23 protein-coding genes are annotated in these 25,494 nt (G+C 69.3%); 16 read left to right on the forward strand and 7 right to left on the reverse strand.

What is annotated here, in order from left to right:
- The first annotated feature begins 5 nt into the window (after positions 1–5).
- The 6 genes from AC1C2S_RS08880 to menC are packed head-to-tail and all read left to right on the forward strand — an operon-like array spanning position 6 to position 9,012.
- Positions 6–1,022: an ABC transporter permease gene (locus AC1C2S_RS08880; protein WP_495352153.1), complete on the forward strand. Its 1,017-nt coding sequence runs from the start codon at positions 6–8 to the stop codon at positions 1,020–1,022.
- On the forward strand, positions 1,022–2,854 hold the full coding sequence (locus AC1C2S_RS08885) for a dipeptide/oligopeptide/nickel ABC transporter permease/ATP-binding protein (RefSeq protein ID WP_495352154.1): 1,833 nt from the start codon (positions 1,022–1,024) through the stop codon (positions 2,852–2,854). The genes AC1C2S_RS08880 and AC1C2S_RS08885 overlap by 1 nt, the downstream gene beginning before the upstream one ends.
- Complete coding sequence (locus AC1C2S_RS08890; RefSeq protein ID WP_495352155.1) at positions 2,851–3,666, forward strand: ABC transporter ATP-binding protein; 816 nt, start codon at positions 2,851–2,853, stop codon at positions 3,664–3,666. The genes AC1C2S_RS08885 and AC1C2S_RS08890 overlap by 4 nt, the downstream gene beginning before the upstream one ends.
- The gene (locus AC1C2S_RS08895; RefSeq protein WP_495352156.1) at positions 3,663–7,043 is read left to right on the forward strand and encodes a serine hydrolase; all 3,381 of its coding nucleotides are present in this window, start codon (positions 3,663–3,665) and stop codon (positions 7,041–7,043) included. Before AC1C2S_RS08890 ends, AC1C2S_RS08895 begins: the two co-directional genes overlap by 4 nt.
- Positions 7,040–7,882: a hypothetical protein gene (locus AC1C2S_RS08900; protein ID WP_495352157.1), complete on the forward strand. Its 843-nt coding sequence runs from the start codon at positions 7,040–7,042 to the stop codon at positions 7,880–7,882. The genes AC1C2S_RS08895 and AC1C2S_RS08900 overlap by 4 nt, the downstream gene beginning before the upstream one ends.
- Complete coding sequence (menC, locus tag AC1C2S_RS08905) at positions 7,882–9,012, forward strand: o-succinylbenzoate synthase (protein ID WP_495352158.1); 1,131 nt, start codon at positions 7,882–7,884, stop codon at positions 9,010–9,012. The genes AC1C2S_RS08900 and menC overlap by 1 nt, the downstream gene beginning before the upstream one ends.
- Here the strand turns inward: menC and AC1C2S_RS08910 are convergent.
- The 3 genes from AC1C2S_RS08910 to catA all read right to left on the reverse strand — a co-directional run bounded on the left by AC1C2S_RS08910 (position 8,999) and on the right by catA (position 12,351).
- Positions 8,999–10,432 (reverse strand): dihydroorotase, encoded by a 1,434-nt coding sequence (locus tag AC1C2S_RS08910; protein WP_495352159.1) that lies wholly within the window; start codon positions 10,430–10,432, stop codon positions 8,999–9,001. The genes menC and AC1C2S_RS08910 overlap by 14 nt on opposite strands.
- 168 nt (positions 10,433–10,600) lie before the next feature.
- The gene (locus AC1C2S_RS08915) at positions 10,601–11,473 is read right to left on the reverse strand and encodes a serine protein kinase RIO (protein WP_495352160.1); all 873 of its coding nucleotides are present in this window, start codon (positions 11,471–11,473) and stop codon (positions 10,601–10,603) included.
- A gap of 221 nt (positions 11,474–11,694) precedes the next feature.
- On the reverse strand, positions 11,695–12,351 hold the full coding sequence (gene catA, locus AC1C2S_RS08920; RefSeq protein ID WP_495352161.1) for a type A chloramphenicol O-acetyltransferase: 657 nt from the start codon (positions 12,349–12,351) through the stop codon (positions 11,695–11,697).
- Positions 12,352–12,416: 65 nt separating this feature from the next.
- On the opposite strand from catA, the gene AC1C2S_RS08925 reads away from it, so the two are divergent.
- Positions 12,417–13,022 carry a TOPRIM nucleotidyl transferase/hydrolase domain-containing protein gene (locus tag AC1C2S_RS08925; RefSeq protein WP_495352162.1) on the forward strand — a complete coding sequence of 202 codons (606 nt, stop codon included), beginning with the start codon at positions 12,417–12,419 and terminating at the stop codon, positions 13,020–13,022.
- A gap of 6 nt (positions 13,023–13,028) precedes the next feature.
- Here the strand turns inward: AC1C2S_RS08925 and AC1C2S_RS08930 are convergent, their stop codons facing one another.
- Positions 13,029–13,295 (reverse strand): hypothetical protein, encoded by a 267-nt coding sequence (locus AC1C2S_RS08930; RefSeq protein ID WP_495352163.1) that lies wholly within the window; start codon positions 13,293–13,295, stop codon positions 13,029–13,031.
- Between the two features lie 379 nt (positions 13,296–13,674).
- Between AC1C2S_RS08930 and dnaK the strand changes: the two genes are divergently transcribed.
- The 4 genes from dnaK to AC1C2S_RS08950 all read left to right on the forward strand — a co-directional run bounded on the left by dnaK (position 13,675) and on the right by AC1C2S_RS08950 (position 17,773).
- On the forward strand, positions 13,675–15,549 hold the full coding sequence (dnaK, locus tag AC1C2S_RS08935) for a molecular chaperone DnaK (protein ID WP_495352164.1): 1,875 nt from the start codon (positions 13,675–13,677) through the stop codon (positions 15,547–15,549).
- Positions 15,550–15,551: 2 nt separating this feature from the next.
- Complete coding sequence (locus AC1C2S_RS08940) at positions 15,552–16,133, forward strand: nucleotide exchange factor GrpE (protein ID WP_495352165.1); 582 nt, start codon at positions 15,552–15,554, stop codon at positions 16,131–16,133.
- 218 nt (positions 16,134–16,351) lie between these two features.
- Positions 16,352–17,347 carry a DnaJ C-terminal domain-containing protein gene (locus AC1C2S_RS08945; RefSeq protein ID WP_495352166.1) on the forward strand — a complete coding sequence of 332 codons (996 nt, stop codon included), beginning with the start codon at positions 16,352–16,354 and terminating at the stop codon, positions 17,345–17,347.
- Positions 17,348–17,356: 9 nt separating this feature from the next.
- A complete protein-coding gene (locus tag AC1C2S_RS08950) occupies positions 17,357–17,773 on the forward strand; it encodes a heat shock protein transcriptional repressor HspR (RefSeq protein ID WP_495352167.1) in 417 nt (138 codons plus the stop codon).
- 25 nt (positions 17,774–17,798) lie between these two features.
- Here AC1C2S_RS08950 and AC1C2S_RS08955 read toward each other — a convergent pair whose 3' ends face one another.
- Positions 17,799–18,488, reverse strand: coding sequence for a hypothetical protein (locus AC1C2S_RS08955; protein WP_495352168.1), 690 nt, complete (start codon positions 18,486–18,488; stop codon positions 17,799–17,801).
- A 156-nt stretch (positions 18,489–18,644) separates the two neighbouring features.
- On the opposite strand from AC1C2S_RS08955, the gene AC1C2S_RS08960 reads away from it, so the two are divergent.
- Positions 18,645–19,904: a class I SAM-dependent methyltransferase gene (locus AC1C2S_RS08960; protein ID WP_495352169.1), complete on the forward strand. Its 1,260-nt coding sequence runs from the start codon at positions 18,645–18,647 to the stop codon at positions 19,902–19,904.
- Here AC1C2S_RS08960 and solA read toward each other — a convergent pair.
- Positions 19,876–21,054 (reverse strand): N-methyl-L-tryptophan oxidase, encoded by a 1,179-nt coding sequence (solA, locus tag AC1C2S_RS08965; protein WP_495352170.1) that lies wholly within the window; start codon positions 21,052–21,054, stop codon positions 19,876–19,878. The two genes, AC1C2S_RS08960 and solA, sit on opposite strands and share 29 nt — an antisense overlap.
- A gap of 55 nt (positions 21,055–21,109) precedes the next feature.
- On the opposite strand from solA, the gene clpS reads away from it, so the two are divergent.
- From clpS to AC1C2S_RS08980, 3 genes are all read left to right on the forward strand, one after another.
- Positions 21,110–21,400, forward strand: coding sequence for an ATP-dependent Clp protease adapter ClpS (gene clpS / locus AC1C2S_RS08970; protein ID WP_495352171.1), 291 nt, complete (start codon positions 21,110–21,112; stop codon positions 21,398–21,400).
- Positions 21,397–21,888 (forward strand): DUF2017 family protein, encoded by a 492-nt coding sequence (locus AC1C2S_RS08975; protein WP_495352172.1) that lies wholly within the window; start codon positions 21,397–21,399, stop codon positions 21,886–21,888. The genes clpS and AC1C2S_RS08975 overlap by 4 nt, the downstream gene beginning before the upstream one ends.
- A gap of 318 nt (positions 21,889–22,206) precedes the next feature.
- The gene (locus AC1C2S_RS08980; protein ID WP_495352173.1) at positions 22,207–23,382 is read left to right on the forward strand and encodes a DUF998 domain-containing protein; all 1,176 of its coding nucleotides are present in this window, start codon (positions 22,207–22,209) and stop codon (positions 23,380–23,382) included.
- Positions 23,383–23,482: 100 nt separating this feature from the next.
- On the opposite strand, the gene AC1C2S_RS08985 is transcribed toward AC1C2S_RS08980, so the two are convergent.
- Positions 23,483–23,890, reverse strand: coding sequence for an SHOCT domain-containing protein (locus AC1C2S_RS08985; RefSeq protein WP_495352174.1), 408 nt, complete (start codon positions 23,888–23,890; stop codon positions 23,483–23,485).
- Between the two features lie 127 nt (positions 23,891–24,017).
- On the opposite strand from AC1C2S_RS08985, the gene AC1C2S_RS08990 reads away from it, so the two are divergent.
- Positions 24,018–25,319: an ion channel protein gene (locus AC1C2S_RS08990; protein WP_495352175.1), complete on the forward strand. Its 1,302-nt coding sequence runs from the start codon at positions 24,018–24,020 to the stop codon at positions 25,317–25,319.
- Positions 25,320–25,494 lie beyond the last annotated feature (175 nt).

Below are 25,494 nucleotides of genomic sequence, written 5' to 3' on the forward strand. Positions count from 1 at the left end.
TGCGGATGTCACACCAGGTCACCACGCCCGAAGCTCCGGCCCCGGTCGCGCGCGAGCGCGGCAGGAGCGGGGGCGGCGGCTCATGGGGGAGCTTCCTCCTGCGGCGCATCGGGCGACTCCTCATCTCGATCGTCGTGCTCGTGACGGTCGCCTTCCTGATGATCCGGCTCATCCCGGGCGACCCGGTGCGCAACGCACTCGGCATCAACGCCTCACAGGCCGTCGTCGAGGTGAAGCGCGAGGCACTCGGCCTGAACCTGCCTCTCTGGGAGCAGTACCTCCGGTTCTGGCAGGGCCTCTTCACCGGGGAGCTCGGCGAGTCGTTCTCGCTCCAGATCCCGGTGACGACGGTCATCGCCCAGCGCCTTCCCGCGACGCTCGAACTCGCAGTGCTCGCCCTCATCGTGCTGCTGGTACTCGCCGTGCCGATCGGCATCGCGGCAGCGGCGCTGACCCGAGGTGGACGCCGTCGCGGCCTCGAGCTCGGCTACACGACGGTCAGCGGCCTCTTCGCGGTGATCCCCGAGTTCCTCGTGGGCGTCGGTCTGGTCTACTTCTTCGCCGTTCAGGCGCAGCTCCTCCCCGTCGCGGGGCGCGGAGGGCCCGAGACTTACGTGCTGCCGGTGCTCGCGCTCTCGATCGGCAGTGTCGCGGCGATGTCCCGCATCGTTCGGGCCGAAGCGCTCGTCGTGCTCGACCAGGACTACATCCGAACGGCACGGGCGAAGCGGATGCCGCGTTGGCGGCTGTACCTGCGTCACGCACTGCCGAACCTGCTGACCTCGGCACTGACGATCGGCGGGCTCGTGCTCGGCGCCCTGATCGCGGGCACCGTACTCGTCGAGACGATCTTCGCGTGGCCCGGGCTCGGATCGACGATCGTCGACTCGGTCCGCAACAAGGACTATCCGCTCGCCCAGGGCGTCGTCATCGTCTACGGCCTCATCGTGCTGCTCGTCACGCTGCTCGTCGACGTCGTGCTGGTGCTGCTCGACCCGCGCTCCGCGATCAAGGAGAACTGATGTCGATCGCTTCCGCCGTCCCCGTCGAGTCGGCCGATCCAGTTCCGGCAGGTCAGCGCGGTGTTCGGTTCCGCCGGGTCATCCGCTCGCCGCTCGGTATCGCCGCGATCGTCGGTCTCGTCGTGCTGGCGTTCTTCACCGCGTTCGGTCCGGCGATCTGGGGTGCACAGGCCTCGGTCGCGGACCTCACGCAGCTCTCGGCACCGCCGAGCGCTGAGCATCCGCTCGGCACCGACGCCGGCGGACGCGACGTGCTCGCCCGCGTGTTCAGCGCCACGCAGCTCTCGGTGCTGATGGCGCTGGCCGCGACGGCGATCGGGGTCGTCGTCGGCGTCGTCGTCGGGTTCCTCCCGGCGGTGCTGCCGCGCCGCGGCGCCAGATTCGTCGTCGCGGCGACGGGAATCGCGCTGGCGTTTCCGGCGCTGCTGCTCATGATCGTGCTCTCGATCATCGTCGGCACGGGCGTGCTCGGCGCGATCCTCGCCATCGGCTTCGCCATGATCCCGTTCTACGGTCGTCTCGCCCAGACGCTCTCCGCGTCGGTCGCCGGGCGCGACTACGTCGCCGCCGCTCGCATCCTCGGGGTGAGACGGGTGCGGATCCTCGGCCGCCACATCCTGCCGAATGTGCGGGACCCCCTCATCGTGAATGCGAGCATCGGCGCCGGCAGCGCCCTCGTCGCCTTCGCCGGGCTCTCGTTCCTCGGCCTCGGCGTGCAGGCGCCCGAGTACGACTGGGGGCGGCTCCTGAACGAGGGACTCGCGAAGATCTACGTCAACCCCGCGACCGCCCTCGCGCCGGGTATCGCGGTCGTCTTCGCGGGGGTCGTCTTCACCCTCGTCGGCGAGACCCTCGCCCGCGGATTCGGCATCGACCTGCTGCCCGGCAGACGGCCGAAGCGAGCGGTGCTCGCCGCCGTGGGCGCCGATGCCCAGCGCGCCGACGATGGGGCCGTGCTGAGTGTGCGCGGTCTGCGGGTCGGCGTACCCGCGGGAGATGCGTGGGGCTACCCGGTGCACGGCGTGAGCTTCGACATCGCCCGGGGCGAGGTGGTCGGCATCGTCGGCGAGTCGGGTTCCGGCAAGTCGCTCACGTGCATGTCGGTCGCCGGTCTCATCGAGGAGCCGCTCGTGGTCTCGGCGACGAGCGTGGTCTTCGACGGCACCGAACTCGTGCACGACGGCGTCGTGCCCGCATCGGCCCCGTCGGCGGCGCTCGCCCGGCAGTTGGGCACCCGCATGGCCTTCGTCTTCCAAGACCCGTCGACCTCGCTCAATCCCGCCCTGCACGTCGGTGCGCAGGTCGCCGAGATCGGCACGTTGCACGAAGGCCTCAGCCGCGGCGACGCGCGGCGGCGGGCGATCGAACGACTGCGGTCCGTGCGGATCTCCGATCCCGAACGTCGCGCTCGCCAGTATCCCCACGAGTTCTCGGGAGGCATGCGCCAGCGCGCGATGATCGCGATGGGGCTCATGGGCGACCCCGCGCTCATCATCGCCGACGAGCCGACGACCGCGCTCGACGTCACGGTGCAACGCGAAGTGCTCGGGCTCCTGCGCTCGGTCAACGTCGAGAAGGGTGCGGCGATCATGTTCGTCTCGCACGACATCGCCGTGGTGTCTGCGCTGTGCAGCCGAGTGCTCGTGATGTACCGCGGCACGATCGTGGAGAACGTCACGGTCGACGACCTCGTGGCGGGCCGGGCTCGGCATCCGTACACTCGCGCGCTGCTCGAGGCGGTGCCCGATATGAACGGCCGACCTGGTGAACCGTTCGCCACGATCCCCGAAGGCGCCTCCTTTCCGACCGAGCCGGCGGAGCGGGTCGCATGAGCGCGCTCGAGTTCCGGCAGGTGACGGTGCGCTTCGGCTCCGGAGCATCCGCTCACGTGGCCGTCGGCGAGGTCGACCTCGAGGTGCCCGCCGGCACCGTGGTCGGCCTCGTCGGCGAGTCCGGTTCCGGCAAGTCGACGCTCGCCCGAGCGGCGGTCGGCCTGCACGAGCCGAGCGCCGGTGAAATCCTGCTCGACGGTGTCGACGTCGCGCACGCGCGAGGTCGTCGGGCGAGCCTTCGGCAGTCCATCCAGATGGTGTTCCAGGACCCCAACTCCTGTCTCGACCCGAGGATGACGATCGGCGCGTCGATCCAGGAAGCGCTCGACGTGGCGGATCGTCGAGCTGGGTCGGGGCGGCGTCGCACGCGGGCGGCGCGGCGCGATCGGGTCGCTGAGCTGCTGTCGCTCGTCAACCTCGATGCCGCGCGAATGGACGAGCTGCCGGCGAGACTCTCGGGCGGCCAGCGTCAGCGGGTCGCGCTCGCGCGGGCGCTCGCCGCCGAGCCTCGGGTGCTCCTCGCCGACGAGATCACCTCGGCCCTCGACGTGTCGGTGCAGGGCACCGTGCTGAACCTCCTGATGGACGTGCAGCGTCGCCTCGACCTGACCGTGCTCTTCATCAGCCACAACCTCGCCGTCGTGCGTCAGCTCTGCGACGAGGTCGCGGTGATGAAGGACGGCCGGATCGTGGAGCACGGCCCGACGCTCGAGGTGATCGATCATCCGAAGCATCCGTACACCGAAGATCTCATGAAGGCGGTGCCGCACCTCGGGGTGCCGCTCTTCGCAAGTGAAGGGGCACCAGCATGACCACACGTCCGTTCGATCTCGACGACGCGCACCGCATCGCGGCGCCCACCGAGACCGCGATCTCACCCGACGGCGGGCTCGTCGTCTTCACCCGTGCCGAGATCGTGGACGGCGACGCCGTGACCTCGTTGTGGGCTGTCGCGAGCGGGGAGGCCGCACGGCGGCTCACCTCGGGCACCGCAGACCGGGCCCCGGTCTTCCCTGACGGTCGTACGCTGCTGTTCCTCCGGGACGTCGGCGGCGTGCCGCAACTCCATGCACTGCCGATCGGCGGCGGCGAGGCGACCCTGGTGACGGATGCCGCGGACCTCCCCCTCGGCGCCGGCGCTGCTGCGGTGAGTCCCGACGGACGGCGGGTCGCGTTCGCGGCCGAGGTCTCGCGCACGGGCGACGCCCGTGACCCCCTCGAGCCGATCGTCTCCGACGCCCTCGCCGAGAAGGTCGACGGAGTCGGGTGGGTCGGCTCGGTGCGCAGCCACCTCTTCGTGGTCGATCTCGCCACCCGCGGCATCCGACGGCTCACCGATGGCGATTGGAGCGCGAGCGAACCGAGCTGGTCGCCCGACGGGACCCTGCTCGCCTTCACCGCGGCGATCGAACCGGGTTCCGACGTTCGGCTCACTCATGAGGCGTTCGTGCTCGCCGTCGACGACGTGCGAGCAGCGCCGCGCAAGGTCGGCGATGCGTCGAGCGTCACGGGGCCCGTCACCTGGACGCCCGATGGCGCCGCCGTCGTGGTGGTCGGGTCCACCGCGGCCCGGGTGGGAAATGCGAGCCTGCTCGTGCTCTCGGTGACCGGCGATGCCGCCGACCTCGACCTGACCGTCGGCCTCGATCGCAATGTCATGGCCGGGGCGCCCGGCTACCCCGGCGGTCGTCCGGCGATCACCGGCGATGGCGGCGAGATCGTCTTCTGCCTGCGCGAACGCGGCTGGACGCACCTGCACGCGGTCACGCCCGACGGCGCGTCGACCCGTGCCGTCGTCGACGGCGCGCACCGCGTGGTCTCCGCCCTCTCCGTGGCATCCGCTGCCCGGCGTGCCGCATTCGTGCTGACCACGCAGCAGAGCTTCGGCGAGGTGGCGGTCGTCGACCTCGACTCGCTCGAGGTGACGGTGCTGACCTCGCTGACCGGTGAGGCCCTCGACGGCGTTCAGCTGTTCGAACCCGAGGAGCGCGAGTTCGAGATCTCCGACGGGTCGAAGGTGCACGGCTGGATCCTGCAGAACCCGGCGACGACGGGAGCCGCGCCACTGCTCCTCGACGTCCACGGGGGCCCGCACAATGCGTGGAGCGGGGTGGCCGACGGCATCCACCTCTACCAGCAGGTGCTCGCCGCTCGCGGCTGGCGCGTGCTCATGGTGAACCCCCGCGGCTCCGACGGCTACGGCGACGCGTTCATGCGCGGTGTCGACGGCGCATGGGGTACGGCCGATTCGATCGACTTCCTCGAGCCGCTCGACGCGCTCGTCGCCGAGGGGCTCGCCGACCCCGACCGGCTCGCCGTGACGGGGTACAGCTACGGCGGGTTCGGCACCTGCCGGTTGACGGCGGACACCGATCGCTTCGCCGCGGCCGTCGCAGGCGGGCTCATCTGCGACTTCGTGAGCATCGCGGGTGACAGCGAGCACAGCGCCTTCCTGGCCCAGATGGCCGTCGGCGTCGCGCCGGGCGGCGGGCACGGCGAGTTGCTCGCCGCGTCACCGCTCTCGAAGGTCGGGGCGGTCACCACGCCGACGCTGATCCTGCACGGCGCGGAGGACGACACCTGCCCGGTCGGCCAGGCGCGCGAGTGGTTTTCCGCCTTGCGGCTGCAGGGGGTGCCGACGCGCATGGTCGTCTACCCCGGGGGCAGCCATCTGTTCATCCTGAACGGCCCGGTCGCCCACCGCATCGACTACCACCACCGCCTCGTCGAATGGGTGGAGCAGTACACGCGGGCCACACCTCGCACCGACGCGCTCGCTCCTGCACCGCACGGCCGCGCCTTCTGGCAACGCCGGCTCGACGTGCTCCGCGAGCGCTACGGAGTGGCGGGCGCCCAGTTCGGCATCGTGCAGCTCGACGAACGCGGCATCCCGTTCGATCGCACGACCGTGAGCTCGGGCGTGCTCGATGCCGGGTCCCGTGTGCCGGTCACCGACGACGCGCTCTTCCAGATCGGCTCGATCACGAAGGTCTGGACCACGCAGCTCGTCATGCAGCTCGTCGATGAGGGACTCCTCGATCTCGACGCGCCGGTGCGCGACATCCTGCCCGACTTCGCCCTCGCCGACGACGCCGTCGCCGCGACGGTCACCGTGCGCGATCTGCTCGACCATACGAGCGGCATCGACGGCGACCTGTTCACCGATACCGGCCGCGGCGACGACTGCGTCGAGAAGTACGTCGCGACCCTCGCGACGGCCGAACAGGTGCATCCGCTGCGCGAACGCTTCTCGTACTGCAATTCGGGGTTCGTCGTGGCCGGTCGCATCGTCGAGGTGCTGCGCGGCATGAGCTGGGACGATGCGTTGCGCACGTACCTCGTGAACCCCCTCGGGCTCACTCACACGATCACCCTCACCGAGGATGCGCCGCGGTTCTCGACCGCCACCGGGCACGGCGGCTTCGGCTCCGAGGCGGTGCCGGTGCCGGTCTGGTCGATCGCGCGGTCGATGGGCCCGGCGGGCCTCATCGCCTCGAGCGTCGGAGACATGCTGACCTTCGCCGAGACGGCGCTGCGTCACGGCGTCGCGCCGAATGGCAACAGAGTGCTGACGGATGCCTCGGTCGATGCGATGCTCGAAGAGCAGGTCGACCTGCGGCAGTCGACGTTGACGACCGCCGGGTGGGGTCTGGGCTGGTTCCTCGAGGATTGGAACGGCAGGTTCGTCTATGGCCACGATGGCGGCACGATCGGCCAGCGCGCGTACCTCCGCGTCTTCCCCGACGCGGGCTTCGCGATCGTGCTGCTCACCTCGGGCGGGCAGGCCGACGGGCTCTACCGCGAGTTGTTCGGCGATGCAGCTGGCGCGATGGGCGGCTACGTCCTGCCGCCGACGCTCGTGCCTGCGGCGGCTGCGGAAACGGCCGAAGCGATGAGCGACGCCGTCGTGGTCGACCTCGAGGCACTCCTCGGCTCCTATGTCTCGGGAGGGACGGAGCTCGCGGTCGCGCACGGCGACGAGGGTCTGACGCTCGCCGTCACGGAACGCACCGACGTGCTCCGCCAGGGCACGGAGCCGGAGACGAGCACCCTGACCCTCGTGCCGTCCGAGATCGGCGGCGTCTACGCGTTCACCACGCCCGACCTCGCCGGATGGGCGCAGTTCCGACCGCTCGAGCACGGTGCCTACATGGGGTATCGGTACCTGCCGCGCGCGGTGGTCTCGTGAGCCTGACCGTGACCCGCGGAGCGGTGGTCGCGGCGGCCGAGGCACTGGCCACGGAGCACGCGCGGGCCAGCGGCGTCACCGTTCGCGAGCTGCGCGACCCGGCCGACATGGCCGACGCGTCGGCGCTGCTCGCCGGGGTGTGGAAGATCGAGACCAATCGCGCTCACATCGATCCCGGGCTGCTCGTCGCCCTCGCCCACGCCGACAACTACGTCGCCGGGGCGTTCCACGGCGGCCGCCTCGTCGCCGTGTGCGTCGGGTTCTTCCACCCGCCGGCCGATCGCGCACTGCACTCGCACATCGCAGGCGTGGTCGACGACTTCGTCGGGGTCGGCATCGGCAAGGCGCTCAAGCACCACGAGCGCGTCTGGGCGTTGCACCACGGCGCCGACACGATGACCTGGACGTACGACCCGCTCGTGGCGCGCAACGCCTACTTCAACATCCATCGGCTGCGCGGAAACGCGACGGAGTACCTGCCCGACTTCTACGGGGTCATGACCGACGGGCTCAACCAGGGTCAGCCGAGCGATCGGATGATGCTGGTGTGGAACCTCCTCGCCGAGGCATCCGTCGACCCGGTGTTGCCGCTCCCGGCCGCGGCGGCCTTGCGTGTCGTCGACGGCGCACCCGTGCTCGACCTCGGTTCGGTCGGCGCCGCCGCGACCTGCCGGGTGGAGATCCCGGAGGACATCGAATCGGTCCGTGTGACCGCCCCCGAGGTCGCAGCGGCGTGGCGCCTGGCGCTGCGAGACGCACTCGTCACCCTGCTCGCCACCGGCTGGCGGATCGTCGACTTCGACCGCCGCGGCTTCTACCGTCTCGAAAGGACCTCGTAATGCACATCGTCAGCGTCGACCTGATCACCGTTCGGCTGCCGCTGGTGAGTCCGTTCACGACGTCGTTCAGCACGCAGACCGACCGTTCGCCGTTGCTCGTGAAACTCACCGCCGAACACCGGGGACGGGTCGTCGTGGGCTGGGGGGAGTGCGTCGCCCTCACCGACCCGGTGTACTCGTCCGAGTACCTCGACGGCGCCCGAGAGGTGCTCGCGAAGTACCTCGTGCCGCGGCTGTTCGCCTGGCAGGAGGCCGGCAAGCCGGTGTCGGCCGAGGTGGTCGGCCAGGTGCTCGAGCACATCGTGGGCCATCGCATGGCCAAGGCGGCGCTCGAGATGGCCGTACTCGACGCGCAATTACGGGCGACGGATGCCTCGTTCGCCGACTACTTCGGCGTCACCGCCGACAGTGTTCCCTCGGGGGTGTCGGTCGGCATCCAGCGGTCGATCCCCGACCTTCTCTCGGCGGTCGGCGGGTACCTCGACGAGGGCTACGTGCGCATCAAGCTGAAGATCCAGCCCGGATGGGATGTCGAACCCGTGCGCGCCGTGCGCGAGCGATTCGGCGACATCCCGCTGCAGGTCGACGCGAACGCGGCCTACCGGCTCGTCGACGCGCCGGCGCTGCGCCGCCTCGACCCCTTCGACCTGTTGCTGATCGAGCAGCCGCTCGCCGAAGACGACCTGCGGCAGCACGCCGAGCTCGCCCGGCAGATGACGACGCCGATGTGCCTCGACGAGTCGATCGTCTCCGCGGCCGTCGCCGCCGACGCGATCGCGTGGGGCGCTGCGGCGATCATCAACATCAAGCCCGGCCGGGTCGGCGGCTATCTCGAGGCGCGGCGCATCCACGACCTCGCGGTCGCGAACGGCATCGCGGTCTGGTGCGGCGGGATGCTCGAGACCGGCATCGGGCGTGCCGCGAATGCCGCGCTCGCCGGAATGCCCGGGTTCAGCCTGCCCGGGGACATCTCCGCGTCGGATCGCTTCTACCGCCGCGACATCACCGAGCCGTTCGTGCTCGACGAGGGCAGGATCGCGATTCCGCGCGGCAGCGGCCTCGGCGTCGAACCGATCCCCGAGGTGCTCGCCGACGTCACCGAGCACACGCTGAGCCTCAGCCCGGCGTGACGATCGGTGTCACCGACTCGACCGACTCGACCGGCTCGACCGGGCGGCGGGCGCCCATCGGCAGACGGCGCCCGCGGCCCGCTTCGGCGTGCACGCCCGAGGGGTCGAGCACGACCTCGCCTCGGCTGAGCACGAATCGCGGCCACCCCGTGACATCCCACCCCTCGTACACCGAGTAGTCGGTCGCGCTCTCGAGTTCGGCGGCGCGGATCGTGCGGCGCAGTTCGGGGTCGAGCACGATGAGGTCGGCATCGCTGCCGACGTCGAGGGCACCCTTCTGCGGGTGGATTCCGAGCAGCCGGGCGGGATTCGCGGCGGTGACGGCGACGAGGCGTTCGAGCGTGATCCGACCGGTGAGCACGCCTTCGGAGTAGAGCAGCGGCAGGAAGGTGTCGAGCTCGGCCATGCCCTTGCGGCTCGTCTCGACGGTGAGGTCGGAGTCGATCTTGTCGGCGAGCATCCACGGGGCGTGGTCGCTCGCGACCGTGTCGACGGTGCCGTCGGCCAGGCCCGCCCAGAGGGCCTCGACATCGGCCTCCGTGCGCAGCGGCGGCATCCCGATGTAGCGCCCTGGCTCCCCGCCGTCGTACGCGGCCTCCGTGAGGTACAGGTAGATCGGTCGCGTCTCGGCGAACACGGGCAGGCCGCGCGCCTTCGCCCGGCGAACGGCCTCGATGGACCGCGCCGATGCGAGGTGCACGAGGTAGACGGGGGCGCCGGTCGCCTCGCAGATGGCGATCGCACGCTCGACGGCGGCGACCTCCGAGACATCCGGCCGGCTGGCGGCATAGTGACGCAGATCGCCGCGCCCCGACCGCAGCAACTCCGTGGTCGCGTGCTCGATGATGGCGCCGTCTTCGCAATGGAGCATCGTCAGCATGCCATTGCAGCCCGCCGCTGCGACGGCACCGACGAAGTTGCGCATGTCGTCGTCGAGGGCGAGCGTGACGAGTTTCAGAGTGCCGTAGCCGGCAGCCGCGAGTTCGGGCAGCTCGGTGGCAACGAGATCGGACACGAGATAGGTGCCCGGGTGCAGCACGAAGTCGATCGCCGCTTGCGTGCGTGCGCGTTCGAGATCGTGATTCACGGCGGGCCAGAGGCTGTCGCCGTCGGCGAAGCTCATCTGCCCCACCGTGGTGACGCCGCCGTGTATCGCCGCTCGCGAACCCGTCGTCAGGTCGTCCACGAATCCGGGTTCGTCGCCGGGCGGCGGCCCGTCGAGGTGCACGTGCGCGTCGACCGCGCCGGGAAGGACGAACGCACCGCTCGCGTCGATCTCGCGGCGACCGCTGATCTCGTGCGCTGAGGCGCGCTCGACGAGGTGGGAGATCCGTCCGTCGATCACGCCGATATCGACGGTCCTTCGACCCCGCGGGGTGACGAGGGTGCCGTTCCGCACTGCGAGGTCGACGTCGATCATGAGTCCTCTTCTCCAGGTTTCTCCCGTTCGCGGGCGTGCGCGACATCCCTCTCGGATCGTATCGACCACCGGCGGTGCGGGCGCTGTGCGGTCGAACGGTTCTCGGGCATCGCGCTCGTCGAGTGGGCCAAGGCCGGCCCCGCACTGCACGTGCTCGGCCGGCCCTGGTCAGCTGTAGACCTCGGCGACCAGTTCGCTGAAGAACTGCTCGGCATCGCACTCGAGGCGCTGCCGGGTGAACCAGTCGCAGACGTTCTTGCAGTCGCGGTGCAGCAGGTCGAAGCCCTGCGGATTCGAGACCACGTCGACGACCTGCGGCAGGTCGATCGCGACGACTCGGCCCTCGTGCACGAGCAGGTTGTACGGCGAGAGGTCGCCGTGCGCGAGCCCCGAGTGCGCGAGTGTGCGCATGAACTCCACGATCTGATGGAACAGATCTCGCAGTTCATCGGGGGTTGCTCGCACCTGGGCGAGGCGCGGCGCCGCGACCCGGCCCTCGCCGATGAACTCCATGAGCAACTCGGTGCCGCCGACCTGCACCGGGTACGGTACGGATGCGCCGAGCTCGGTGAGTCGCTTCAGCGCCTCGAACTCGGCGTAGGCCCACTGCACGCGTGCGACCTCGCGGCCGAACGTCGAGCCCTTCGCGACGGCGCGTGCGTCACGGCTGCGGCGGGTGCCGCGGCCTTCGGTGTAGACCGTGGAGCGGTGGAAGTCGCTGTGCTCAGTGCCCCGATATCGCTTCGCCGCGAGCAGCACGCTCTTGCCTGGCGTTCCGGGTTCCGCGCCAGGCACGGCTCGTTCGATGAGGCTCAGGTCGGCCTCCTTGCCGGTCTTCACGACACCGAGCTCGGTGTCGATCGCCGCGGCATCCGTGACGAGCCATGCGGGCCGCGGCTCGGGGCCGCGCTCGGAGGGAGTGGTCGCCGGCCAGGTCGACCAGCGTTGGTCCTCGCCGGGTTCCGTGGTCTGGAACGCGAGGTCGCCCGCGTCGAAACGCGGGGTCGTGAGGTCGTGGGATGCCGCGTGCGAACGCAGCACGGCAGAAACGTCGAGTGACGAAGTGATGTGCAAGGTGGATCTCCGTGGATCGCGGAGGCCACCGGGCCGCTCTTAGCGGGAGGGGGCCTCGCAAGTGAAGGGAACGTGGAGGTTCACGACAACGACAGCCATGATCGACTCCTTCCCTCACCGGATTCACCGGACCTGATGCCGCGCGAAAGACGCAACTTCGGCAGTTTAGGGCGCTTTGCGCCGCCCGTCTAGTGGCCGACCCAGCTCGGGTCGTCGACCATCAGCTGAAGTTCATTCATGAAGCGCGCCGCATGGAACCCGTCGGCCGCCGCGTGGTGAATCTGCAGCGCCAGCGGCATGAACGTCGCCCCGTCGCGTTCGACGAACCGCCCGATCGTGAAGATCGGCGCCAGGTGCCCGTCGCCGCCGGTGATGTCGAGTGTGAAGCCGGTGAAGCCGAGCCACGGGATGCTCGACACGTCGAACACGTTCGCCGGCAGCTCGCCCTGTGGGAACAGGCCCGGTGCCGTGCTGAACCGGTCGAGGTCGGCGGCGACCGCGTCGTGGAAGACCGCGAAGTCGGCGTCATAGGGCGTCCAGATGCATGAGAACGTCTCGAGTTCGGCGTTGAACACCGTGTACGCCGGATGCACCTCGCTCCACGTGCCCGGCGCGCCGCCGTCGGTCGTGGTCATGCGGAACTCGGCGAAGCGGTTCACGAGTGTCGCGAGCACGTAGATCTGGGCCGGATAGGTCTTGCGGCCTGCGGCTCGGAGCACGGTACGCAGGGCGGTCACATCGATCTCGGTCGTCACGCTGTAGGTGCACGGTACGGCGCGACGGTAGTGCTCGTAGTGCTCTCGTCGCGGCCAGCTGGCCAGATCGATCGGGTCGACGTGCGACATGTTCCTCCTGGTCGGTGATTGCCCGTCAAGCCTCTCACCATCGCAGCGGGGAGTAGGGTCGGCGCATGAGGGGCGACGTGCAGCACGAGGCATCCGACGCTGTGCTGCTCGTCGAAGGCCACAGCGACCGGCTCGCGGTCGAAGCGCTCGCGGCACGACTCGGGCACGACCTCGCCGGCGCCGGAGTCACGGTCGTCTCGATGGATGGCGTGACCAACCTCTGGCGCCATCTCGGAGCGCTCGCGGCGGCATCCGATCGACGTCGCGTCGTCGGACTCTTCGACGCGCCCGAGATCGAATACGTGCAGCGCGCGGTGGAGGATCAGGGCTTCGGACGAGCGGGCACCCGCAGCGAACTCGCCGCGCTCGGGTTCTACGCGTGCGAGCCCGACCTCGAGGGCGAACTGATCCATGCTCTCGGCATCGCGCGTATGGAGGCGCTGCTCGCCGAGCACGGCGAAATCGCCCGGTTCCGACGCTTTCAGCACCAACCGGCGCAGCGCGAACGGCCGACGGATGCGCAGTTGCGCCGCTTCCTCGGCACCCACAGCGGGCGCAAGGCTCGCTTCGCGCCGATCATGGTCGACGCCCTGGAGGAGTCGCGCATTCCCGCCGCGCTGCGCGCGCTGCTCGCGACCGCGATCGGCCTGGACTCGGCGACGCGTGGCTGAGGGGGCTCAGCGGCTGTGGTCGGCGAGGATCTGGTCGACGTCGATCTGCGCCAGGAGGTGCTGCCAGTCGAGCTCGCGGGCGACGTCGGCGACGTCGGCATCGGCGAACACCTTGCCGTTCCGATGCACGACGACGCCAGCCGGCACGAGTTCGTTCAGTCGAGCGAGGATGGCGTCGTCGACCGCCTCGGTGTCGAAGTCAGCGCCGATCCGCGCGTACGTGTCGGCGGAGAGCGTGTAAGAGACGAGACCCACTTCGATCGGTTCAGGCACAGTTTGTCCTCCTCGGTACAGGTGACGCAAGTCTCCTGCACATTCCGGCATTGCGCGACCCCGAGGCCGATCGCCGGGATCGAGAAGCCGATCACCGGGATCGAGAAGCCGATCGCCGGATTCGAGGAATCGATCGCCGCCGCCGAGGAATACTGGACGTCGACAGAGAGTTGAGCCAAGTACACTCAAGTTTCCCCACCCTCGACTTGACACGTTCCCGAGGGGCTGCGAAGCTTGAGTCGGCAGGGCTCAAGTCTTGTCACACGTACTTCGGTTGCGGGCCGGCAAGGGTCGAACCGGCATCCGGCCCGCGGGTCTCGATATGCGTGCGACGGCGTCGCACGCCACTCGGTCGGCGGGTGGAGAGAAGGAGAAACACATGTCACGTGCAGTAGGAATCGACCTCGGCACCACCAACTCGGTCGTCGCGGTCCTCGAGGGCGGCGAGCCCACAGTCATCGCCAACGCGGAAGGTCTTCGCACCACTCCGTCGGTCGTCGCATTCACGAAAGACGGCGAGGTGCTCGTCGGTGAGACCGCGAAGCGCCAGGCGGTCACCAACGTCGACCGCACCATCGCTTCGGTCAAGCGCCACATGGGCACCGACTGGAAGACCGACGAGATCGACGGCAAGCGGTACACGCCGCAAGAGATCTCGGCGCGCATCCTGCAGAAGCTGAAGCGCGACGCCGAGCAGTACCTCGGCGACACCGTCACCGACGCGGTCATCACCGTGCCCGCGTACTTCAACGACGCCGAGCGCCAGGCCACCAAAGAGGCCGGTGAGATCGCGGGCCTCAACGTGCTGCGCATCATCAACGAGCCCACCGCGGCCGCGCTCGCCTACGGCCTCGACAAGGGCAAGGAAGACGAGCTCATCCTGGTCTTCGACCTCGGTGGCGGCACGTTCGACGTGTCCCTGCTCGAGGTGGGCAAAGACGACGACTTCTCGACGATCCAGGTCAAGTCGACCGCGGGCGACAACCGCCTCGGCGGCGACGACTGGGACCAGCGCATCGTCGACTGGCTCATCAAGAAGTTCAAGGAGACCACCGGCGTCGACGTCTCGAACGACAAGATCGCCAAGCAGCGCCTGAAGGAGGCCGCAGAGCAGGCCAAGAAAGAGCTGTCTTCGAACATGAAGACCTCGATCCAGCTGCCCTACCTCTCGCTCACCGAGAACGGCCCCGCCAACCTCGACGAGACGCTCACGCGTGCCGAGTTCGAGAACATGACGAGTGACCTGCTCGACCGCACCAAGAAGCCGTTCGAAGACGTCATCCGCGAGGCCGGCGTCAAGCTCTCCGACATCGCGCACGTCGTGCTCGTCGGTGGTTCGACGCGCATGCCCGCGGTCAGCGAGCTCGTCAAGAAAGAGACCGGGCAGGAGCCCAACAAGGGCGTCAACCCCGATGAGGTCGTCGCCGTCGGCGCGGCACTCCAGGCGGGCGTCCTCAAGGGCGAGCGCAAAGACGTGCTGCTCATCGACGTCACCCCCCTCAGCCTCGGCATCGAGACCAAGGGCGGCATCATGACGAAGCTCATCGAGCGCAACACCGCCATTCCCACGAAGCGCAGCGAGACCTTCACGACCGCCGACGACAACCAGCCGTCGGTCGCGATCCAGGTCTTCCAGGGCGAGCGCGAGTTCACCCGCGACAACAAGCCGCTCGGCACCTTCGAGCTCACCGGCATCGCGCCGGCGCCGCGGGGCATCCCGCAGATCGAGGTCACGTTCGACATCGACGCCAACGGCATCGTGCACGTGTCTGCGAAAGACAAGGGCACCGGCAAAGAGCAGCGCATGACGATCTCGGGCGGCTCGAGCCTTCCGAAAGACGACATCGACCGCATGGTGCGCGAGGCTGAAGAGCACGCCGCCGAAGACAAGGCGCGTCGCGAGTCGGCCGAGACCCGCAACCAGGCCGAGCAGCTCGTCTACTCGATCGAGAAGCTCATCACAGACAACGACGACAAGCTCCCCGCTGATGTCAAGTCCGAGGTGCAGGGCGATGTCGATGCGTTGAAGTCGGCGCTCGCCGGCGACGACGACGGGGCCGTGAAGAGTGCGTTCGAGAAGCTCAACGCATCGCAGGGCAAGCTCGGTGAGGCGATCTACGCGCAGGGCCAGCAGGCCGACGCGAGCTCCGCTGCCGGTGAAGACTCGAACGCGTCGGGCGCCGAGAGCGACCAGTCCTCTGACGAAGACGTGGTCGACGCCGAAGTCATCGACGACGACGAAGAGAAGAAGTAGCCATGTCCGACCAGCACGAGAACGAGCCCGACGGTCTGGATGACGAGTTCATCCAGGCCGAGGGGCCCGACATCGAGACGACGGATGCCGCGGCATCCGCTGCAGGCGAAGACGAAGAGGTGCTCACGGTCGACGACATCCTGAACGCGGCGCAGGCCGAGGTTCAGGAGCCGAGCGACGAGCACCTCGCCGACCTCAAACGCATCACGGCCGAGTACGCCAACTACCGCAAGCGCACCGAGGCGAACCGAGAGGTCGAGCGGGAGCGTGCGGTGGGCGCGGCGGTGGCCGTGCTGCTGCCCGTGCTCGACGACCTCGACCGTGCCGAGAAGCACGGTGACCTCGAGGGCGACGCTCCGTTCGCGACCATCGCGGCGAAGCTGCGCGGCTCGATCGAGAAGCTCGGCCTCACCGCGTTCGGCGAGGTCGGCGAGCCGTTCGACCCGCAGCGGCACGAGGCGATCTTCCAGCAGCCTTCCGACGAAGTCGAGACCGACACGGTCGCCGACGTCGTCGAAACGGGCTACACGCTCGGCGGCACGCTGCTTCGCGCGGCGAAGGTCGTCGTGAAGACGCCGCAGTAGCCCGTACCCGTTGGTCGAGTGGGCGACGAAGGAGCGCATCGAGACCTGGTCATCGGGTCTCGATACGGCCGCAGGCGGCCTACTCGACCAACGGATGGGCCGCAGGCGGCCTACTCGACCAACGGATGGGCCGCAGGCGGCCTACTCGACCAACGGATGGGCCGCAAACGGCCGACACGACCGACACACACGACTAGATTTCAGAAGAGGGGGTGCCGATGGCCAGTCAGGATTGGTTCGACAAGGACTTCTACAAGGTGCTCGGCGTCTCCAAAGACGTGAGCGATGCAGAGCTGAAGAAGACGTACCGCAAGCTCGCACGCAAGTACCACCCCGACTCCAACGCGGGTGATGCCGCGGCCGAGGCGAAGTTCAAGGAGATCAGCGAAGCACACTCGGTGCTCTCCGATCCCGAGCAGCGCAAAGAGTACGACGCGGTTCGCGCGATGGGCTCGGGCGCTCGGTTCACCGCGCCCGGCAACGCCGGCGACGCGGGCGGCTTCGAAGACGTCTTCGGCGGCATGTTCGGCCAGGGCGGCGGGGGCCGCAGCCAGTCGTACACCTTCCAGCAGGGCGGCGACTACGACGACCTGCTCGGCGGGCTCTTCGGCGGTGGCCGGTTCGGCCAGCCGAGCGGCGGCTACCGCGGTCAGGGCGGCCCGTCGAGGGGTCGGGATGTCGCGGCGTCGACGACCCTCGATTTCGTCACCGCCACCAAGGGCGAGCAGATCACCCTGCAGACCTCCGACGGCAATCCGATCACCGTGCGAATCCCCGCCGGTGTCGCCGACGGCCAGAAGATCAAGCTCCGCGGCAAGGGCCATCCGTCGCCCGACGGTGGCGATCCCGGAGACCTCGTGCTCACCGTGAGTGTGCGCAAACATCCCGTGTTCGAGCGCGACGGCCTGAACCTTCGGGTCAACGTGCCGGTGACCTTCGCCGAGGCCGCGCTCGGCGCGACCATCCAAGTGCCCACCCTCGGGGGCGACCCCGTCAAGCTGCGTGTCGCACCCGGAACCCCGAGCGGGCGCGTGCTGCGCGTCAAGGGCCGCGGCGTGCAGACCGCCAAAGGCACAGGAGACCTGCTCGCGGTCGTGCAGATCGCGGTGCCCTCGCACCTCTCGAAAGACGCCGAGGAGAAACTCGCGGAGTTCGCCGCGCTGCTGCCCGACGAGAACCCTCGCGACGAGCTGCTCTCGAAGGCGAAGGCATAGTCGGTGGAGATGAACGAGACGAGCCCGCTGTTCGTCATCTCGGTCGCCGCTGAACTCGCGAGCATGCACCCCCAGACCCTGCGCCAGTACGACCGACTCGGTCTCGTTTCACCCACCCGCACCGCGGGCAAGTCGCGGCGCTACTCGATGCGCGATGTCGCGCAGTTGCGCGAGATCGCGCAACTCTCGAGCGAGGGTGTGAGCCTCGAGGGCATCCGCCGGGTGCTCGGCCTCGAAGACGAGGTGATCATGCTGCAGGCGCGCGTGCGCGAACTCGAAGGGGCGCTCGCCGACGAGATGCTGAACCGTCCGGGGCGCCGCGTCTTCGCCGCGGGGTCTGCCGGAGAAGTCGTCTCGCTTCGAGCCGGCACTCGCATGCGACGCGAGAACGCCGTCGTCGTGTGGCGGCCGCTGGAACGCGGATGACCGCCGCACTGGTTGCTCTAGACGCTCAGCGCCCCCACGCCGAGGCGGGCGCTTCGATGACCTCATAGGGCCGCGAGCTCCAGTGGGTGCCGTTGCCGTAGTGGCTCGACGCCCACGCCGAGGCCCAGATCGCCTGCGCGGTCGCGTCGGCCGAGTCGCCGCGACCGAGGGCGGCATCGACGTCGGGGTAGCGGCCCGACTGCAGGTTCTGCGCGGCGTAGAAGGCGGCCTCCATGAGGGTGGCGTAGCTGCCGAGTCCTGCGCCGCCGCCCGAACCCTGTCCGTTGTTCAGCGGGTTGTTGCGGTTCCACCAGTTGTCGGCGCCGTTCTCCTGACGCATCCAGCGCATCATGAACGTGATGTTCTCTTCGCTGACCGGCCACTCGCCTTCGATGAGCACGAGCTTGGCCCAGTCCACGTTCGTGCCACCCAGCACGAGTGTCTGCTCGCCCGTGGTCGCGACGTAGGACTCGTGCGAGATCGCCGGCCCCGTGACATCCGCTGCGACGTCGAGCGTTTGCACGTCGCCCAGTTGCGGCGCGTTCGCGGCGGCGAAGGGAAGCACGCCTCCGGGCTGCGACGAGGGGGCCAGGGCGAGGCCGGCGAGCAGCCCGATCACCGAGAGCACGGCGGCTGCGGCGAGCGAGCGACGCGGCGGGCGCGATGACGAGTGGGCGGTGCGCGGGGTGGGCGCGGTTGGCGGGGTACGCGTCACTGGCGTCGCGACTCCGTGTCGCGCCGCCCGTCGTCCCCGGGCTCGTGCGTCCTGCATGCGGCACCGAGAGTAGCAAACCCCGCCGACAACCGCACCCAGCAATGCCGTTCGTGACCGGGCGCGCGGGTTTCATGGACGCCCGCGTACCCTTGACGGATGCCCTTCGACTTCCGCGCACTGCGGCGCCACCCCGACGTCGAGGGCCCAGGGCTCGAGGCTTCGGATGCCGCGGACCGGCTGATCCTCGATGAAGCCGCGGAGTTCATCGGCCCGGCGGGGCCGGGGGAGATCGTCGTCGTCGACGACCTGTACGGGGCGCTCGCGCTCGCCGTGGCGGACGCGGGAGGCCGCGGCATCCGCGTGCATCAGGACCTCATCACGGGCGAGCGGGCACTCGCCGAGAACGCCCGTCGACTGCGGCTCGAGGGTGCGTCGCAGTCGATGCCGCTCGGCGCCGAGCTCTTCGAGGGCGCACGCCTCGTGGTGTTGCGATTGCCGCGCTCGCTCGACCGGCTCGACGAACTGGCGGAGCTCATCGCGGCGAATGCTCATCGCGACGTCGTGGTCGTCGCCGGCGGTCGCATCAAGCACATGTCGCTCGCGATGAACGAGGTGCTCACACGGCACTTCGAGCGGCTGGACGTGAGTCATGCACGCCAGAAGTCGCGGGTGCTCATCGCGCGCGAGCCACGTCGGTCGAGGAGCGACGGAGCGTATCGAAACCAGGTCGCGGGGTCTCGATACGCCGCTGGCGCGCCTACTCGACCGACGGGTGCCGATGGAGACCAGGTCGCGGGGTCTCGTCGACCAATGGATGCCGACTGGCCGCGACGCACGTGTCATGACGACGTCGGCCTCGTGGTCGTCGCGTACGGCGGAGTCTTCGCGGGCACCGGCATCGACATCGGCACGCGGTTCCTGCTCGAGCAACTGGGCGATGCGGTTCCGGATGCCGCGACCGCCGTCGATCTCGCGTGCGGCACGGGCGTGGTGGCAGCGTGGCTCGCGCGAGCGCGACCCGCGCTGCGGGTGACGGCGACCGATCGCTCGGCGGCGGCCGCGGCATCCGCTCGGCTGACCGCCGAGGCGAACGGGGTGGCTGATCGTGTGCGCGTCGAGCAGGCCGACGGCCTCGAATCCCTCGCCGATGCGAGCGAGCCGCTCATCGTGCTGAACCCGCCGTTCCACAGCGATGCGGCGATCTCGACCGGCATCGCCGCCCACCTCTTCGCCGACGCCGCGCGCGTGCTCGCCCCGGATGGCGAGCTCTGGTGCGTGTGGAATTCGCACCTGCGCTACCGGCCGCTCCTCGAACGCGTCGTCGGGCCGACCCGGCAGATCGCGCGCAACGCGAAGTTCACGGTCACCGCCTCGCGACGGCCGCGAGTCAGCGCGAGAAGCGCGAGGGATCGATGAAGTCGGTCTCCACCGGCTGATCCTCACCGAGCGCGGCGCGAGCGAGCAGTTCGCCGAGCGCGGGTGCGTGCTTGAACGCGTGCCCGCTGTCGCCGCCGCCGACGACGATGCGCGGGTCGGTCGGCGAGACTCCGACGACGAACTGGTCGTCGGGCGAGAGCGTGATCATGCACGGGTCGACGCGCGCGGGCACGGGGTCGATGGCGGGCAGTGCGGCCTCGAGCAGACGGGCGACGTGCTGCCAGTCGGCGCGCGTGACGCCGCGATCCATGCGGTCGGGCTCGAGCCGCGGCGGTCGCTCCGTCCAGATGTCGCCGACTCCGGCCTTCACGAGGCCGCCGAGCACGTCGCCCGCGACATCGCCGACGGCGCCGTGGCCCCAGAGCACGTCGCTCGCCGAGAGCTGGCGCACGAAGACCGGGAAGTCGTCGAGGCCGTAGCCGGACTCGCTCGCCGAGCGGCCGTCGGCCGGCGTGAACCACGTCATCGGCGTGCGGATGGGATGCAGCGACAACTCCGGCACCGCCTCCGCGAGCCAGGCGCCCTCGGTGAGCACGACCCGATCGGCGAGCCACTCGCCCTCCTCGGTGCGCACCCGCACGCCGTCGGACCCGGGCTCGACCGCGACGACATGCGTGCGCTCGAGCACCCGCGCACCGAGCGCCTGCGCCCGCGCAATGGCCGCGCGCACCGTCGGCTCGGGGAACGCGACCCCGGCGCCGGGGTCGAGCACGGCGACATCCGAAGCTCGGATGCCCGCCTGCTGCGGGAACCGGCGCGAGATCTCGGCCGCGTCGATGAGTTCGAGGGCGAGCGAATGAGCGGATGCCGCGGCGCGCGTGCCCGCCACGACATCGGATCGCTCGTCGCCGATCATGACCCCGCCGGTGATGCGCAGCAGCTCCTCGCCGGAGTGCCCTTCGAGCTCGCGGAACAACGATCGTGAGAGCTGGGCGATCGGGGTGAGTCCCGAGTGCTCGAGGCACGCCTCGCGGAAGAGTCGGGTGGCACCGTGCGTCGACCCGAGCGCGTGCGCCACGGGGAATCGTTCGAAGCCGACGACCTTCACCCCGCGTTCGGCGAGGCGCCAGAGCGCGGAGGATCCGAGGGCTCCGAGCCCGACGACGGCGATATCGATACGTTCAGTCACCATTCGACGCTACCTGCGGGATGCGGGCATCGCCGCATCGTGTCAGGCTTGAGCAATGACGACCACCATCGAGCAACTCGACACCGATCGCGTCGTGCGTGCCACGGCCGAGGTGCCGTGGCGCACGATCGTGTGGGATGACCCCGTGAACCTCATGACGTACGTCAGCTACGTGTTCCGCAGCTACTTCGGGTTCCCCCGTGAGGAGGCCGAACGCCTCATGCTGCTCGTGCACACCGAGGGCAGGGCGATCGTGGCGACCGGCAACCGCGAGGCCATGGAGCGGCACGCGCAGGCGATGCACGGCTACGGTCTGCAGGCGACCGTCGCGAAAGACGAGCCGTGATCGTCGCGGGCCTCGGCGGCGGCGAGGGCGTTCGCATCGTGCTCGAAATCGAAGAGGCGATGCTCCTCTCCGAGCTCGCCGACCAGGTCGACTCGGTGCTGCTGCTCGGCGAAGCCGATGACCCGGCGCTCGGCCGGCTGCTGCCCGACGCCTACCCCGACGACGCGGCCGCGGCGCACGACTTCACCCGCTACACCCGCGACAACCTCGTCGACGGCAAGCGCCAGGCGGCCCAGCGCGTGCGCGACGCGACCGCCGTCGATGAACAGGGCGGGCTCGTGCAGATCGAGCTCGACCAGTCGGAGGCGTGGGGCTGGCTGACGTTCCTCACCGACCTGCGCCTCATCCTCGCCGAGCGGGTCGGCATCGTCGACGAAGACGAGGCGGAGTCCGACGAGACGCGCGACGACTACCTGCGCGCCGCATACGAGTGGGCCGGGTTCGTGCAGGGCTCGATGCTCGAGGTGCTCGACCCGATCAAGGGCTGACGCGCTCGTTGGCCGAGGAGGCGCGCCAGCGCCGCCCACCGCTGGTCGAGTAGGCGCGCCAGCGCCGTATCGAGACCTGGTGACGGGTCTCGATACGCTCCTGCGTCGCTACTCGACCAACGAGGTGACGCGCCTGCGCCGCCCACCGCTGGTCGAGTAGGCGCGCAGCGCCGCCCACCGCTGGTCGAGTAGGCGCGCCAGCGCCGTATCGAGACCTGGTGACGGGTCTCGATACGCTCCTGCGTCGCTCCTCGACCAACGAGGTGACGCTCCTGCGTCGCTCCTCGACCGGCGGGTGGATCATGGCAAGCTGAGCACGTGAGCCGAGACACCGCGAACATCACTCACGAACCGTCGTCGATCCCCCGTGTGCTGCGGCATCCGGCGGCCAATGCCGAATCGCTCGAGTCGATCGCCCTGCTCATCGGCGCCGCCACCTTCCTCGTCGGCGGTCTCGTCGCGTGGCTCGCCTTCCTCGGTCGCGACCTGGAGATCGCCGGCCGGGGATCTCTCGGCGAGTTCGTCGGCATCGGCGCCGCGATCGCCACGCTCGTCGCGTTCGTGCTCGGCCGTCTGGCCCTGCGCACGCGCAGCGCGGCGGGTCTTCCCGAGGCGAAGCTGCCCGGCCTGGACGCACCCGGGGCGCGCATCCACTGGTTCGATCTCACGGCGGTCGCTCTCGCCCATGCGTTCATCGCGCTCCTCGGCTGGGTCGGTCTCGCCGACCTGCTCGAACGCAGCTTCCAGGGCGCGGTCGTCTTCACGTTCCCCGGCGCGGTGCTCGCCGGGGTCGGCATGGCGGTCACCGCCTACGCGGTGTTCCTCTCCGCCGCCCACCTCACGCCGATGCTGCTGTCGTTCGTGCTCGCCCTGTTCCTCGTCGTCGGTGCGCTCGCGAGCATGCTCAGCTCGAGCAATCCACTGTGGTGGCAGCAGAACCTGAGCGCGCTCGGAATGACGAACGATGTCTCGGCGCTCGCATTCAACATGACGCTCATCATCGCGGGCGTGATCGTCACGACGATCGCCCGGTACGCGACGGCGGCCGTGCCGACGACGACGCCCGCAGAGGTGCGTGGTCGCAACATCGTGCGAGTCGGCATGATCCTCATGGGCATCTTCCTCGGATGCGTCGGAATCTTCCCGGTCGACCAGTTCTTCATTCTGCACAACACCGTCGCGACGGGCATGACGATCGCCTTCGCGGTGCTCGTGATCGGGTTGCGCTGGTTCATCCGGTCGATGCCGAAGGTGTTCATCCTGCTCGGATACGTCTACGTCGGCGTGATCGTCGTGCTCGCCGTGTTCTTCACGACCGGGTACTACAACCTCACCGCCGTCGAACTCGTCGCTGCGGTGCTGATCTTCAGCTGGATCATCGTCTTCCTCCGCAACTCGGCCGTCACTCACAGGCACGCGGTGACGGATGTCGCGGCGGTGCCGGTCTCGGAGGTGCTCGTTCCGGTGGTTTCGACAGGCTCAACCAGCAAGTGAGCTTCGGCGGGCTCTGCCGCGGCGGGCTCGACCACCGAAGACGGAGACGCGAAGAGGGTCGAATGCCGAAGCATCCGACCCTCTCAGCTGTCGTCTGCGATCAGGCGTTCTGCGTGGGGTGCGCGAGCGCCTTGGCCTTCAGCAGTTCGTACTCCTGCTGGGTGATGGTGCCCGAGTCGAGGAGGGCCTTGGCCTTCGCGATCTCATCTGCAGGGCTGTGGGCCCCGGCTGTCTGACGGATGTACTCCTGGGTCGCGGCTTCGGCCTGCCTGTAGTCCTTCTGCGCGCGCTCGGCCATGCCGTTGCCGCGGGCGATGAGGTAGACCAGCGCCGTGAGGAACGGTACGAAGACGAGGAAAATGATCCACAATGCCTTCCACCAGCCGTTCAGCTTCTGGTCGCGGAACAGGTCGGCGATGATCGCGAACAGCGCGTACAGGTAGGCGATGAACGCGAATACCCAGAGGAACCACCAGATCAGATCCCAGAAATTTGTCCACAGACTCATGTGCGCAGCCTTTCAAGGGGTGAGCGCCCCCCATGAGCGCCGCTGAGGTGAAACCTATCGCTTGATGGCTCGGCGCGTCCATACTTCGACCGACTACAGCGATACTCTGGCCGCGGGAGGCGTACCGATGACACTCGCCCTACCGCCGAAGGATCCGGATGCGTCGCCGCGGCGACTGCTTCTCCTCGCCGTGCCGGCGCTCGCCATCGGCATCGTGTCGGCGCTCGTGCTGTGGGCGCTCGATCGAGTGTCGGGTGCGCTGCAGAGCCTGATCTGGGAGGCGGCGCCCGACGCACTCGGCGTCGACCCCTCGGGGTGGTGGATCCTGCTCGTGCTCACCGTCACCGGACTCGCGGTCGGGCTCGCGCTGCGATTCGTGCCGGGGCACGGCGGGCCCGACTCGGCGACGACCGAGCTCGTCGGGCCGCCGCTGCCGGTCGCGACCCTGCCGGGGCTCGCGCTCGTCACCATTCTCGGGCTCGCGGGCGGCGTGAGCCTCGGCCCCGAGAACCCGATCATCGCCATCAACACGGCGATCCTCGTCGCGGTGATCGCACGGCTCATGCCGCAGGTGCCCGCGCAGCTCACGACCCTGCTCGCTGCGTCGGGCACGATCGGCGCCCTGTTCGGCACGCCCGTGGCCGCTGCGCTCGTCTTCACGGGCATCGTGGCGGCGCTGAAGTCGGGCGGGTCGCTCTGGGATCGTCTCTTCCTGCCGGTCGCGGCGGCCGGTGCCGGTTCCATCACGATGCATCTCCTCGGCGCACCGCCGCTCGCCTTCAGCTTGCCGCCCATCGGCGGAATCGAACCCTGGGACCTCGCCACCGGCGCCCTCGTCGCGTGTGGTGCGACGATCGTGGGGCTCGCAGCACTGTTCGCGTTCCCCTGGATCTACCGTGCCCTGCACGCACTGCGCCACCCCGTGCTGATTCCCACCGTCGGCGGCGTGCTGCTCGGACTGCTCGGCATGCTCGGCGGTCCGATCACCATGTTCAAGGGGCTCACGCAGATGGGCGAGCTGCTGAACCAGGCCGATGAGCTGGACGGCGCCGAACTCGCGGCGATCGCGGGCATCAAGATCCTCGCGCTGCTCATCGCGGCGAGCGCGTTGTTCCGAGGCGGTCGCGTCTTCCCCGCGACGTTCATCGGCGTCGCACTCGGTCTCCTCGGCCACGTGCTCATCCCGTCGATGCCGATCGGTCTGGCTGTGGCGTGCGGCGTGCTCGGCATCGTGCTCGTCGTGACCAGGGACGGCTGGATCTCGCTGTTCCTCGCGGTCGCCGTCTGCGGCGATGTCGCCGTGCTCCCGATCCTGTGCGTGGTCGTGCTGCCGGCGTGGTTGCTCGTCACGTGGGCACCAGAGTTCCGCATCGAGCCCGATGTGCACGGCGCCGAGGCAGGTGCCGGCCGAGCGCCGCGAACCCGGTGATGCGCCGCGGGACATCCGCTCGCCAGGGTCGGGGCAGACGGAATGGGGCGTCCGGTGCAGAAACCGTTGGCCGTCTTCACGGAACGGTGCGCCTCCGCGGAATGGAGCATTCCGATTCAGGTACGGTCGAAGCGGAATGATCTATTCCGCTTGGCGATCTGAAGGAGTCTCCTTG

The sequence above is a fragment of the Agromyces sp. Y782 genome (assembly GCF_059445405.1).